General features: G+C 37.3%; 14 protein-coding genes. 9 read left to right on the plus strand and 5 right to left on the minus strand.

Annotated elements, in window-relative coordinates; translation table 11 throughout:
- Window positions 1-176 precede the first annotated feature (176 nt).
- Together VZD24_RS03425 and VZD24_RS03430 are read left to right on the plus strand one after the other, a co-directional pair.
- Complete coding sequence (locus VZD24_RS03425; RefSeq protein WP_279449780.1) at window positions 177-659, plus strand: Hsp20/alpha crystallin family protein; 483 nt, start codon at window positions 177-179, stop codon at window positions 657-659.
- Window positions 660-802: 143 nt separating this feature from the next.
- Window positions 803-1,873 (plus strand): PA0069 family radical SAM protein, encoded by a 1,071-nt coding sequence (locus VZD24_RS03430; protein WP_342686852.1) that lies wholly within the window; start codon window positions 803-805, stop codon window positions 1,871-1,873.
- 37 nt (window positions 1,874-1,910) lie between these two features.
- On the opposite strand, the gene VZD24_RS03435 is transcribed toward VZD24_RS03430, so the two are convergent.
- The 3 genes from VZD24_RS03435 to VZD24_RS03445 all read right to left on the minus strand — a co-directional run bounded on the left by VZD24_RS03435 (window position 1,911) and on the right by VZD24_RS03445 (window position 4,049).
- Window positions 1,911-2,573, minus strand: coding sequence for an HD domain-containing protein (locus VZD24_RS03435; RefSeq protein WP_342686851.1), 663 nt, complete (start codon window positions 2,571-2,573; stop codon window positions 1,911-1,913).
- Window positions 2,573-3,316: a lysophospholipid acyltransferase family protein gene (locus VZD24_RS03440; protein ID WP_279449777.1), complete on the minus strand. Its 744-nt coding sequence runs from the start codon at window positions 3,314-3,316 to the stop codon at window positions 2,573-2,575. The genes VZD24_RS03435 and VZD24_RS03440 overlap by 1 nt, the downstream gene beginning before the upstream one ends.
- Before the next feature lie 322 nt (window positions 3,317-3,638).
- A complete protein-coding gene (locus VZD24_RS03445) occupies window positions 3,639-4,049 on the minus strand; it encodes a BrxA/BrxB family bacilliredoxin (RefSeq protein ID WP_342686850.1) in 411 nt (136 codons plus the stop codon).
- Between the two features lie 258 nt (window positions 4,050-4,307).
- On the opposite strand from VZD24_RS03445, the gene VZD24_RS03450 reads away from it, so the two are divergent.
- Window positions 4,308-5,036 (plus strand): TerB family tellurite resistance protein, encoded by a 729-nt coding sequence (locus tag VZD24_RS03450; RefSeq protein ID WP_279450232.1) that lies wholly within the window; start codon window positions 4,308-4,310, stop codon window positions 5,034-5,036.
- Between the two features lie 27 nt (window positions 5,037-5,063).
- Here VZD24_RS03450 and VZD24_RS03455 read toward each other — a convergent pair whose 3' ends face one another.
- Both VZD24_RS03455 and VZD24_RS03460 read right to left on the minus strand, forming a co-directional pair.
- Window positions 5,064-5,555 carry a thioredoxin family protein gene (locus tag VZD24_RS03455; RefSeq protein ID WP_279449775.1) on the minus strand — a complete coding sequence of 164 codons (492 nt, stop codon included), beginning with the start codon at window positions 5,553-5,555 and terminating at the stop codon, window positions 5,064-5,066.
- Between the two features lies 1 nt (window position 5,556).
- Window positions 5,557-7,863 carry a TonB-dependent receptor gene (locus VZD24_RS03460; protein WP_342686849.1) on the minus strand — a complete coding sequence of 769 codons (2,307 nt, stop codon included), beginning with the start codon at window positions 7,861-7,863 and terminating at the stop codon, window positions 5,557-5,559.
- 89 nt (window positions 7,864-7,952) lie between these two features.
- Here VZD24_RS03460 and VZD24_RS03465 point away from each other — a divergent pair, with 89 nt between their 5' ends.
- From VZD24_RS03465 to VZD24_RS03490, 6 genes are all read left to right on the plus strand, one after another.
- On the plus strand, window positions 7,953-8,609 hold the full coding sequence (locus VZD24_RS03465) for a metal-dependent transcriptional regulator (RefSeq protein ID WP_279449773.1): 657 nt from the start codon (window positions 7,953-7,955) through the stop codon (window positions 8,607-8,609).
- A gap of 59 nt (window positions 8,610-8,668) precedes the next feature.
- Complete coding sequence (locus tag VZD24_RS03470; RefSeq protein ID WP_279449772.1) at window positions 8,669-9,574, plus strand: metal ABC transporter solute-binding protein, Zn/Mn family; 906 nt, start codon at window positions 8,669-8,671, stop codon at window positions 9,572-9,574.
- A gap of 19 nt (window positions 9,575-9,593) precedes the next feature.
- Window positions 9,594-10,331 (plus strand): metal ABC transporter ATP-binding protein, encoded by a 738-nt coding sequence (locus VZD24_RS03475; protein ID WP_279449771.1) that lies wholly within the window; start codon window positions 9,594-9,596, stop codon window positions 10,329-10,331.
- A 237-nt stretch (window positions 10,332-10,568) separates the two neighbouring features.
- Window positions 10,569-11,693 carry a metal ABC transporter permease gene (locus VZD24_RS03480; RefSeq protein ID WP_342686848.1) on the plus strand — a complete coding sequence of 375 codons (1,125 nt, stop codon included), beginning with the start codon at window positions 10,569-10,571 and terminating at the stop codon, window positions 11,691-11,693.
- Window positions 11,686-12,846, plus strand: coding sequence for a metal ABC transporter permease (locus tag VZD24_RS03485; protein WP_342686847.1), 1,161 nt, complete (start codon window positions 11,686-11,688; stop codon window positions 12,844-12,846). The genes VZD24_RS03480 and VZD24_RS03485 overlap by 8 nt, the downstream gene beginning before the upstream one ends.
- A 102-nt stretch (window positions 12,847-12,948) precedes the next feature.
- Window positions 12,949-13,365 (plus strand): hypothetical protein, encoded by a 417-nt coding sequence (locus tag VZD24_RS03490; RefSeq protein WP_342686846.1) that lies wholly within the window; start codon window positions 12,949-12,951, stop codon window positions 13,363-13,365.
- Window positions 13,366-13,579: the final 214 nt, after the last annotated feature.

The raw sequence follows: 13,579 nt of genomic DNA on the forward strand, positions 1-13,579 counted from the left end.
TTGAAAATTTGTCATTTTAAAAATGTCAAAATGACACTATAAGTACAATAACTCTGAAAGTCTTTTGATAATTTTCTTAAAAATTTTTAAAAATTTCTTTAAATCAAAATATCTTTCAGTTTGGTATTTTTTTTGTTCCGTTATCGTTAAAAAGTTTAACTTAAATCTTAATTATTATGAGCACAGTAATGAATGTTCCTAAAAATGGAGGTTTAACTAGAACAACCAATAATAGTTCCAGCTACCTCCCTACTTGGTCCTCTTGGATAGACGATATTTTTAACAGGGAATTATCTTCCACCTTTTCGCAAAATTTCAATACCGGAATGAGTCTTCCTAAAGTAAATATTAAGGAAACCGCCGATGCGTATTTTGTGGAAATGGCAGTTCCGGGTCTAAAAAAATCTGATTTTAATATAAATCTGGAAAACCAAGTACTTTCTATTGCAACCGAGGTGGAAGAAAATAACGAAGAGACCAAGGAGAATTACACTCGAAAGGAATTTGGTTACTCCTCCTTTAAACGAAGTTTTACCCTTCCTGAAACCGTGGAAGACGGGAAAATTAAAGCTACTTATAACGAGGGAGTTTTACGAATCCATCTTCCAAAAAAAGAGGAAGCAAAACAAAAACCGCCTCGCAATATCCAAATTTCTTAAAGGAGTTTTTAACTGTATTAAAGGGTCTTTATTGACCCTTTTTTTACTCCAATCTAATATTAATTGTAGGAATAAATCCCATTTAATTAGGAATATTTCCAAATAATAAATATCTTTGAAGGTTTAAATTCTTCAACGTTTTTATGTCTGATACTATTTTAAAAGGTCGTGGCGCCCAAAAAAATGTTCACAATCGTTTCTCCGAAAACCAACACGAAGTGCTGAACGAGTATTTAAACTTCTGTGAAGCGGAAGGCGAAGAAGCAGATAAAAACAAAACAAAATACATTGAAATTTTCCCCAAAACCTTTGTAAACAAAGTAAATAGCCCAGACGTTGGAATGGGTTTTTCGGCAAATCCCTATCAAGGATGCGAGCACGGTTGCGTGTATTGTTACGCCCGAAATAGTCACGAATATTGGGGGTACGGCGCGGGCTTGGATTTTGAACGGAAAATTCTTTTTAAAAGAAATGCACCCCAACTTTTAGAGGAAAAAATCACTTCAAAAAATTGGGAGGGCGAAACAATTGTATTTTCAGGAAATACAGATTGCTACCAGCCTTTGGAGCGCAAAATGGAAATAACCCGAAAATGTTTGGAAGTAATGTCAAAGTGGAAACACCCAACCGGCATTATCACTAAAAATTCATTGATACTTCGCGATCTGGATATTTTAAAAGAAATGGCTAAACTGAACATAATTTCGGTAAATCTTTCCATTACTTCGCTTTCTGAAGATACGCGCAGATTGTTAGAACCTCGAACTGCAAGCATAAAGCAACGCCTTAAAACTGTGGAGATACTTTCGGCCAATGGCATTCCCGTTCGGGTAATGATGGCGCCAATAATTCCGTCGTTAAACAGCCACGAAATTCTTCCTTTAGTAAAAAAAGTTGCAGAGCTCGGAGCAAAGGATGTTAGCTACACCATTGTTCGCCTAAACGGACAGATTGCTGAAATCTTTACAGATTGGGCGCATAAAACCATTCCCGATAAAGCGGAGCGAATTTTAAATCAAATAGCCGAATGCCACGGCGGAAACCTCAACGATAGCAATTGGGGAAGACGAATAAGAGGCGAAGGTACCATTAGCGAGCAAATTAAAAACACGATGGCCATTGCTAAAAAACGATATTTAATTAATAGGGTAGCAGCGCCTTTAGATACATCGCATTTTCTTCAGCTTAAAAATCCACAGACTACGTTGTTTTAGTTTTTAATCCTGCGGTTCGGTTCGCAGATGCAAAATTCTACCTTGTGCCATTCCATTCGGCATAAAATTGTTGTAAAAACGCTTCCATAAAATCATGTCTTTGGGCGGCAATTTTCTTTCCGGTTTCGGTATTCATTCGATCTTTTAAAAGCAGCAATTTTTCATAAAAATGATTAATAGTAGGTGCGCTTGACGCTTTGTATTCAGATGGAGTCATTTTTAAATTCGGTTTAATTTCGGGGTCGTAAAGTTTTCTGTTTTTAAATCCGCCGAAATTAAAAGTGCGCGCAATGCCAATAGCTCCCAACGCATCTAACCTATCTGCATCTTGCACGACATCTAATTCTTTTGAGCTAAAACTTTGAGTTCTGTTGCCGCCTTTAAACGAAATATTTTCAATAATTTTTACAACGTGGGCTATAATTTCTTCAGAAACATTTTGAAATTTTAAAAATTGTCGCGCCTTTTTAGGACCAACCGTTTCGTCGCCACTGTGAAATTTTGAATCGGCTATATCGTGAAGTAAAGCTCCAAGAGCAACAACTGTTTTATTCACATTTTCACCTTCGGAAATTAGGAGCGCGTTTTTATAAACCCGTTCCACATGAAACCAATCGTGGCCGCCTTCGGCATTTTCTAATTCATCTTTTACAAAGGCAATTGTATTCTGAATTAATTCTTCAAAAGTAACTGAAATCATTATTCGTGTATTTTTGAAATAACCGTTTTTTCTACGTTATCAATTAATTCTTCCACTTCAAAATCTGAAATTTTAATGGCAGGATGTGCAATTAATTCTAAGCAAACGCCCATTTGTATCGGAAACATTCCATTTCGTTGTAATTTCCACGAATTATTTATAGTTACCGGCACAACATACCCATCCGGAATTTTTTTGAAAAGCGTTTGTAAACCGGTTCTTCTAAAAGGTTTTGGCGCTCCAGTTTTACTCCGTGTTCCTTCGGGAAAAATAACGCCGCTGCGGTTGTGCGTTTGAAGATATTTTGAAAACTTCACCATTTCAACAATGGCTTGTCGTGGGTTTTTTCTATCTATTAAAATTGAACCGCCATGGCGCAGGTTAAAAGATATGGACGGAATTCCCTTGCCCAATTCAACTTTCGAAATAAACTTGGGATGATATTTTCGCAAATACCAGCTTATGGGCGAAATATCCCACATACTCTGATGATTGGAAACAATTATAAGTGGTACGTTTTCGGGAATATTTTTATCAATTTTTATACTGAAAGTTGTTCCCACAACATTTAAACATCGCAAAAGTGTCCAATTAAAAGCATCGACCATTTTTTTATGGGCGCTGTACCCGAACCAATTAAACGCAGCCCATTGCAATGGATGAAAAACCAATATGGTTATCCCAAAAAATAGGTAAAACAATACTGAAAAGGGATAGCTTATGAGTTTTAAGAGTGCTTTCATTTGTATTCAAAAGTAAGAAAACCGCCCTAAAAAAGACGGTTTTTCCATTTGCAAATTTCAGTTGCTGATTTTAAGATTTTCTTTGTTTCGAATTCCGTTTAGATTTCGATTTATTCTTAAGTGTATTTCGGTCAATCTGGATAAAATTATAAACGCATATCGCAATTACCACAACCCAAAACGCACGGTAAAGCCAATTATTAACTTCCTTTCCCAATAAATGGGAAACTTGTGGAGCGTCGTAAAAATTATAAATAATGGCCCCGAAAGCTAAAACACCTATAACAATAGTTAGTGGTTTGTTGAGCTGTATCACTGCGTTTTAGCAATATTCGTTGTATGCTCCTTTTAGGTTTTCAGCAATCATTTGTGCAGGGCGGCCTTCAATATGGTGACGCTCTAACATATGTACCAATTCGCCGTTTTTAAACAAAGCCATTGATGGTGAACTTGGTGGGAACGGAACCATATTTGCTCTTGCCGCATCTACGGCCTCACGATCTACTCCGGCAAAAACCGTTACCAAGTGGTCAGGTTTTTTATCGTTTTGGATAGACATGGCTGCTCCCGGACGTGCATTGGCAGCTGCGCAACCGCAAACCGAATTTACCACTACCAAGGTTGTTCCTTCTTTTTCTAAAGCCGTTTCTACATCGGCTGCGGTATGTAATTCAGAAAAACCTATTTTTGTTAGGTCTTCGCGCATTGGTTTTATTAATTCTGGTGGATACATATTATTTCTATTTAAAGTGTATTAAAAATTGACTGCAAAGATACAAAATTTGAAATCGAAATGTTTTCAAATAAATCCCAAATCCCAAACATCAAGTTTTAAAAAAATAGTACATAAATGGCACAATAATTAAAAGCAATTAGTTTAATTATTGTTGTTTGTAATTTAGTTTTTCAAAATTATTTGGTATTTGAATTTTGAGATTTGGAGCTTTTAATAGTTACCTTTGTCGCCGTTTTAAAAGAAAAATTACAATTTATGATTCGTTGGTTATTAGCCGTACTAGGTTATTTTTTATATCGCTTCCCCGGTGCTGTGGCAGGATTTATAATTGGAAGCCTATTAGATAACCTAAGTGTAAAAGGCAAGACTTTTCAAACATCATTTGGTTCGTCACGACAAGTTACCCCGGCAGATTTTGAGCTAAACTTACTATCATTGGCTTCTTTAGTTATAAAGGCCGATGGGCAGGTTAGCCAAACCGAATTGGATTACGTTAGGCAGTATTTTGTGCAAGCCTACGGTCGGGAGCGGGCTAATGCAACTTTTAAGGTTTTTAACGAAGTAATTAAAAAGCGTGAAATATCTGCACAAAGCATTTGTAGCCTTTTGCGCCAAAGAACGCGTTATGAAAGCAGGTTGCAAATTCTTCACTTTTTATTCAGCATTGCAAATGCAGATGGAAGCGTTTCTACTGCCGAAGTAAATGAAATAAACCGTATTGCGGGTTTCTTGGGCGTTTACGCTCGCGACTTTGAAAGCATAAAAGCCATGTTCTTTAAAAATCCGGATAGCGCCTACAAAATTTTGGAAATAGACAAAACAGCCACGAATGCCGAAATAAAAGCTGCCTATCGCACAATGGTAAAAAAATACCACCCCGACAAACTACAGCATATGGACGAAGCACACCAAAAAGGAGGCGAAGAAAAGTTCAATAAAGTGCAGGAGGCCTACGAGCAGCTTCAAAAAGAGCGTGGATTTTAAATTCTAAAAGGACACGCAATTTTGTAGTTATTGTTTTTCAGATATAGTTTTTTCTAAAATTTCTGACAGTTGTTCCACATTTAAATATTGAAAATACCGGGCTTGTGCCTTAAATTTTTCATCTAAAATAATGAGCGCTGGTAACGAAAATGGTTTGTTTTTTCTGCTCGCCATTAGCAATGGAATTTGATGAATGGGGTTTCTGCGGTTCTGTCGTTCATTAAAAAAAACATCATTGCCAAACTGAATGGTATCTGTACTTTCAACATTCATTTTTACTGCGTAATACTGCTTACTTAATAATTTAATTATTTTTTTATCGGTAAAAACATGGCGCTGCATTTGCAAACACGGGCCGCACCAATCTGCATAAAAATCAATAAACACTTTTTTCGGATTTGTTTTTAACGAATCTTCCAATTGTTCAAAAGTAAGCCAGTTTACCGCTCCTTCCTCCTGCGAAGAAGCGGAACTGGCCCAAACCAAAAAACAAATTAGCAAAACAAAAATTCGTTTCATTTTAGATAGACTTAATTTTTAAACCCGCGAAAACAGTACGCGGTGCTCCCGGTCCGTAAACATAATTACTGTCGCGATTTTTTCCGAAGTCGAAATCATTTTGATAGCTATTGGTTATATTTTTTACACCTCCATAAAGTTCAAGTCCGGTGTTTATTTTTGAGAGATTAATAGTGTAACCCATTCGCAAACTCAATTCAGTAAAACTAGGAGTTGCGTAATATTCATTTATAGCCTGCCCCGTATTTGGGCCAGCAAGGTGAAGAATATCCATAGTGCCCGTGTACACCAAATTGGCAGTTGCGCTCAGTTTTTTGGTAGGAGTGTACGTTAGTGTTGCGTATCCGTAATTATTGGGAGTTCGTAAAAATTCGCGTTTTGCCGGAAGGCTATCAATATTTAAAACGGCCTCGTTAAACAAACTAGATTGAATGGTAAATCCGGCATCCAGTTCTAGCAAATAGTCGTAATTGGCTCTCGCCTCCAAAGTAATTCCTTTTACGGTAGCGCCATTACCATTGCGTTTTTCAAAACGCTCACCATAATCATCCTCCCCCAACGGAAAAAGATAAAACGCATCTTTTAAATGTGTGTAAAATCCTTCAACAGTAAAGCCCGCTATAAAGTGCTCGGTAGCTTTATCGTAATTTACCGAAGCGGTAAAACTGTTGGATTTCTCTTCAAATAAATCTTCAGCAAGTGAAATTCGCGATACTCCGCCGCCAGCAAAGGCTATGTGCAAATCTGTATCAAACGCTTGTGGCCCGCGAAAACCTGTACCCCATCCAAGCCGAAATTGTGTAGTTTCCTTTAATTTGTACAAAAGTGAAAGTCGCGGACTAAAAATGGCGTGATCTACCAAGTTGTGTTTGTCTATTCGGAACCCGGAAAGAAAATTAATATTTTTAAAAATGTCCCAGTCATTTTGTACAAAAGCACCCAAATTTTTAGTGGTTTGATCTGTTAGGTAGTTGTACGTTTCAATTTGATCAAAAACATCGTCATAAACGTATTCCAGACCCCCAGTTAGCACCGTTTTTCCACCTAAAAAGCTATTGATCTTGTGGTTGTATTGCGCTCCACCTTGATGCGTTGTAACTTCAGAGACACCGTATGGTGGAGCCGCAAAAAAGGCTTGTTGCTCCGCTTGATCATCAGGTATTATTCCCGTGTAATGATCGCGATCTGTTTTTTGAGCGCCATAATACACTATGAGCGAACTTTTATCTTCATTAAAATTAATTTGATAATCTAAACTTCCCATTAAAACATTGTGGGTACGCTCTTCCGATTGATTTGCTAGATATGCAGGTTTGTCAACCATTTCGCCGCCGTAACGATATTCGTTTAGGCTGCTAATACTCATCTCAAGTTTTGAATTTTCACTGGGAAGATAAAAAGCATTTACTCCAAATGAATTGCTTTTTAATTCGGGCAATTCAGAAAAGTTATCATCATTTGCATCATAAGCAGTTCTATTTCTATTACTTACAAAAAAATTTGCTCCTGCATTGTAATCTTTGTTTACAACTGTGGCATTTCCGTTAATTACATTTTGATACGCTTTACCGTCAATACTTTCGTAAGTATTGCTTAAGCTATAATTATTTTGTTTCGGAATTTTAGTAATTACGTTTACCGTTCCGCCAATGGCACTAGATCCGTAGAGTGCCGAAACGCCACCGCGAACAACTTCAATACGTTCAATCATATTTACAGGAATTTGTTCTAGGCCGTATAAACCGGTTAACGGACTGAAAATGGAGCGGCCATTAATGAGTATTTGTGAGTAGCCACCCTGTAATCCATTCATTCGAATTTGCGTGTAATTACAAGTCTGACAATCGGTTTCTACGCGTAGCCCTGGCTGAAAACGCAGGCCGTTGGCTAAATCTGTGGCAACTACCTTTTCGAGGGTTTCACTGTTAATTAAATTTACAATTACAGGTGAATCTACCCGGCGTTTTGCAGTACGTGTACCCGTAACTACAACTTGATCCAGTTCTTCATTTCGTTCAGATAATTCAAAATTCAGAGATACAAATTGCTTATTTTCTATAGTAATAGTTTTGCTTTCGGATGTGTATCCTTGCGATTGCGCTACGATTGTAAACGTGCCTTCGTCTAAATAAAATTGATACTTACCATCCTCGTCAGCACTTGCACCTTGTGTAGTACCTTTAACAAAAACCTGTGCAAAGGGAATGGGATTGCCCAGAGTCGATACTGTTCCGGAAATTGTAGATTTATTTACTTGAGCCGAAACTATGGTTGCTGAAAAAAGAAAAAAACATTGAAAAAATTTCATATAATTAGCTTTGGGTAATTAATATTTTAGGCAAAACTAAAACTATATTTTAGGATAAAAAAATATATCTTTGCATAAATATAAATTTAATGATGACACTTGCGGAAGAAAATTATCTAAAAGCAATATTCCATCTGGAATTGGAAAGCACGGGAGAGATTAGCACCAACGCCATTGCTGAGAGTATGGAAACCAAGCCATCTTCAGTGACAGATATGGTGCAAAAATTGGCAGAGAAAAAAATGCTTATTTACAAACGCTACAAAGGTGCTCAACTAACTGAAAAAGGCAGAAAAATTGCTGCTTCCGTAATACGGAAACATCGTTTATGGGAAGTTTTTTTAGTGGAAAAATTAAATTTCCATTGGGACGAAGTCCACGAAATTGCGGAACAATTGGAACATATTCAATCTGATGAGTTAATTACGCGTCTCGATAAATTTTTAGGCAGCCCCGATTTTGATCCTCATGGCGATCCCATCCCCGATAAACACGGCGTGTTAAAGCGTACCGAAAAAAAATTGCTTTCAGAAATTGAGAAAAATCAGCAGGGTGTTTGTGTGGGTGTAAAAGAATCCAGCACAGAATTTTTACAGTATCTCGACAAAAAACAAATAAGTATAGGCACTAAAATAAAGGTATTGGGTAAGGAATTTTTTGATGGCTCTATGGTTATTTCCGTGGGAAAAGATCAGTTTTTTATTTCGAAAACCGTGGCTGAAAATATTTACGTGCAAACACTTTAAGTGTGTAGGTATAATGCAAATACCGATTAAAATTATTGATTGGAAAAAGATAAAATACAATGAAAAAACTTATAGTACTAGCAATTTTAACCCTTCTAATTAGCTGTAATGACAAGGCTACGGACGATGGTAGAATAAAAGTTGTAACTACAACTACCATGCTAACCGATGCTGTTTCTGAAATTGGAGGGGACAATATTTCGTTAGAAGGACTTATGGGCGCTGGTGTAGATCCGCATCTTTACAAGGCGAGCGAAGGAGACGTTTCAAAACTTTACAACGCCGATATTATTTTTTATAGTGGCCTGCATTTGGAGGGAAAATTGGTTGATATATTCGAAAAAATGGAAGGATCCAAAAACACTGTCTCTCTAGGTGATAGGCTTCCGAAAGAGCAATTGATAGCTTCAGAAAATTTTGCTTCAAATTTTGATCCGCATGTTTGGTTCAATATTCAATTTTTCAAACAGTTTGCACAAATAATTACTGAAGAACTATCTAAAGCCGATCCAAAAAATGCCGAAAGCTATTCAGAAAACAACACTATTTATCAAAAAAAATTAGACAATTTAGAAAGCGAAGTCAAGGCTATTATTGCTACCTTACCTAAAGAAAAGCGCATTTTAGTAACAGCGCACGATGCCTTTAATTACTTCGGAAAAGCGTACGATTTTAAGGTAGTTGGGCTACAAGGCATTTCTACCGCAACCGAAGCGGGCGTAAAAGATGTGCAAAATCTTTCGGATTTTATTATTCAAAATAACATAAAAGCCATTTTTGTGGAAAGCTCCGTACCACGCCGAACTATTGAAGCGCTGCGAGCGTCTGTGCTGTCTAAAAACCACAATGTGGAAATTGGCGGCTCGCTCTACAGTGATGCTCTCGGAAATACGGGCACAGTAGAAGGCACCTACATTGGGATGTTTAAATACAACGTAAATACAATTGTAAACGCACTTAAGTAAGGTTTAAAATTTAAAAGAAATGAAGCAAAAAATTGCAGTTCAGATAGACGACCTTACCGTAGCGTATAATTATAAACCTGTGTTATGGGATATTGATCTGTCCGTTCCCGAAGGTGTGCTAATGGCTATTGTAGGTCCAAATGGTGCGGGTAAATCTACTCTTATAAAAGCTATTTTGGGCATCATAAAACCCATTGCGGGCAGTATATCTATCTATGGCAAACCGTATTCAAAACAACGAAAATTAGTGGCTTATGTCCCCCAGAAAGGCAGTGTAGATTGGGATTTTCCCACAACTGCGCTCGATGTGGTAATGATGGGCACCTATGGTAGTTTGGGCTGGATAAAGCGACCGGGGACAAAGGAGAAAAAAATTGCCTTAGAATCTATGGAAAAAGTTGGTATGCTTCCCTACAAAAATAGGCAGATAAGCCAATTAAGCGGCGGCCAGCAACAACGTGTTTTTTTAGCGAGGGCTTTGGTACAGGATGCTTCCATCTATTTTATGGACGAACCGTTTCAGGGCGTTGATGCTACTACCGAAATTGCAATTATTAATATTTTAAAGGAATTGCGAAAAGCTGGAAAGACCGTAATTGTAGTTCATCACGATTTACAAACCGTACCGGAATACTTTGATTGGGTAACTTTTTTAAATGTGAAGAAAATAGCCACCGGGCCGGTGAAAGATATTTTTAACGATGATAATCTAACCAAAACTTACGGAATTAACTATAAAGTTGCTGTGAATAAATAGCAACTAGCTAGTAGCGTTTAAACGAATCTGAAATACATTACATTGAAATATCCAATTTTTAAATTTGAAGGGTTCGTAGTGTATCAAAAACAGATGGGGGTTTAAATATAGTTTAACTCCAAAATGCAGCGAAACTCTGTTTCTGTTGGGAAAAAATGAATATATCACTACACAAATATGTAAAGAAAAACCAATAAAATCAATCGGCTAGCAACTTAAGACTTCTGACTCAATATTATGTCAATAACTGAATATTTCAACTTACTCTGGACAGATTACACCATGCGCACCATAACATTGGGAACGGCCGTGTTAGGCGCTATTTGTGGTATGTTGGGTAGTTTTGCCGTACTTAGAAAGGAAAGTCTGTTGGGCGATGCAATATCGCATGCAGCACTGCCAGGCATTGCAATGGCGTTTTTAATTACGGGAGCCAAAGATTCTGGCACCTTATTATTGGGCGCATTGGTCAGCGGCTTAATCGGTACTTTTTGGATTCGCGGAATTACTTCAAAAACTCATTTAAAAAGCGATGCTGCCCTGGGGATTATTCTTTCGGTATTCTTCGGTTTTGGAATGCTTTTGCTCACCTTTATTCAAAAACAGCCCAATGCAAACCAAGCGGGATTAGACAAATATCTTTTTGGGCAAGCGGCCACACTCGTAGAAAGCGATGTAAATTTAATGATTATCGTTACCGGAATTTCACTTTTGGTAATGCTCCTTTTTTGGAAAGAATTCAAAATACTTCTTTTTGACCCAGACTATACAAAAACCCTTGGTTTTAATACCAAATTTATTGATGTACTAATTACATTTTTAATTGTGTTGGCAATAGTATTGGGGCTGCAAACGGTCGGGGTGGTTTTAATGAGCGCTATACTCTTGGCTCCGGCGGCGGCGGCTCGGCAATGGACAAATAACTTGGGAACCATGGTTATATTGGCAGCCATTATTGGAGCGTTTTCGGGTGTATTCGGAACGGCAATTAGTGCGAGCCAAAACAATCTTTCAACCGGTCCAGTAATTGTATTGGTGGCCGGTGTATTTGTATTGTTTTCATTTATATTTTCCCATAAAAGAGGATTGCTATTTCGCGAAATTAGATTTCGTAAAAACCGATCTAATTTAAAACTAATGAAAACCCTTCAATTTATGTATGGCATCGTACAGGACCACAAAAATATTTCGCATCCGCACGCCATTCGTATCCTGAATAATTTTCACGGATTCACAAAGGGTTCGCTTAAAAAATTAGAAAATGAAGGCTGGATAGTTGTCGAAGGGCAGCAATGGGCTATGACACCAAAAGGTTATAAACAGGCACAGGAAATGTACAATCAAAAAACCGAAAATGAGTAATCCGCAAATAGAAATACAGCTTATTGCAGCCGTAGTGGCCATGGCTTGTGCCATACCCGGTGTATTTTTGGTACTTCGGAAGATGTCATTAATTAGCGACGCGATAAGTCATTCAATTTTACCGGGCATTGTTATTGGCTTTTTTATAACCCAAGATTTAAATTCGCCATTACTTATTTTATTAGCAGCACTTTTTGGTGTTATTACGGTGGTATTGGTAGAGTTTATTCAAAAGACTGGCCTTGTAAAGGAAGATACGGCTATTGGCTTGGTTTTTCCTGTATTATTTAGCATCGGAGTTATTTTAATAGCTAAGAATGCCAGTGACGTGCATTTAGATATTGACGCTGTTTTGTTAGGCGAACTAGCCTTTGCCCCTTTTAACCGGTTTATGGTAGATGGTGCAAATTGGGGCCCAAAATCCTTGTGGATAATGGGAAGCATTTTATTGATTACCGTAAGCTTATTAATACTGTTTTTTAAAGAATTAAAAGTAAGCACTTTTGATGCTGGCCTATCTTCGGCATTGGGAATTTCACCATTACTAATGCACTACGGCCTAATGTCTGTATCATCAATAACTGTAGTAGGCGCTTTTGATGCCGTTGGCGCAATCTTGGTTGTAGCTTTAATGATTGCTCCGGCCGCCACTGCCTATTTGCTCACTGAAGACTTAAAAAAAATGATTGCACTTTCGTTATTTTTCGGAGTGTTTTCGGCTGTATCGGGTTATTGGACCGCTAATTTATTAGATGCTTCCATTTCGGGTTCTATCGCTACTATGTTGGGTGCAATATTTTTATTGGTTTATTTATTTGCGCCAAAAAAAGGGCTTATTTCTGTGCTTTACCGCCAAAAACAACAGCGGATAGAAGTTTCGCTTATAACCTTTTTATTACATTTAAATAGGCATGAGGAAGTAAGTGAACGACATATAAATCATTTACAAGAACATATTAATTGGGGTGCCGTTAGGGCTAAAACCGTTTTAGATTTAGCCGAAAAAAACAATCTCGTTGAAATAGAAACCGATATAGTTTCACTAACGGAAAAAGGTCTCGCTTTTACCGAAAAATCGCTTGAATATATAATCAGCAATAAAGACGAAAAAATAGAACCGATGAAAAAGGATTTCTTCCTTTTTAGAGGATAAAATAGTTATCCGGATCACAAAATTTGCAGAGCTCATTTTACATCGCCGGTTTTTTGGCACTATTTTTTATAGTATCTTTAAATTCGAAAAAAAATAAATACGATGAAAAATTCACTGTTAGCTATACTTATTCTTTTTTCAACATTTGCCTTTGCACAGGACGATGCTGCCGAAACTCCTAAAATTGCAGTAAAAGTACCCAAAGGAGAAACCGTTGTTTTAAAAGGCATTTCAATAAAATTTTTGGAAGTGGTAGAAGATTCTCGCTGCCCAACGGGTGTAGATTGTATCTGGGCCGGACGTGCGAAAGTAAAAGTTGCCGTAACGGCAAACGGGAATACCGAGGAAAAAATATTAACTTTTGGCGAAACTAGACCTGGCGAAGCGAAGAATACGAATATATTCAGCTCCAAAGAATTTGCAATTAACGGTTTAAAACTAAATCCTTATCCAAGCTCAGAAGATGCTGGAAAAGAGAAAAAATATGTATTGTTAATTTGTGAAGAAAAGAACAAATAATCAGTGGCAACCACAGTCTCTTTTGCCACATTTTGTTTTTCCGCCATCCAAAGTGCCACTTGAGTTTTGGCGCGATTCAAAAATAGGGTTCCAAACAAACTTTTTAAGTAAAAAGCCTGCAGCGATTGAAAAAGTTATTAAAACTAATATTGTTTGCATAGTGCAAAGATACTCAATACCCTTCTATTTTACAACGAGGAAAATACTGTTGAAT

Source organism: Aequorivita flava (assembly GCF_038742595.1).
Classification (GTDB): domain Bacteria; phylum Bacteroidota; class Bacteroidia; order Flavobacteriales; family Flavobacteriaceae; genus Aequorivita; species Aequorivita marisscotiae.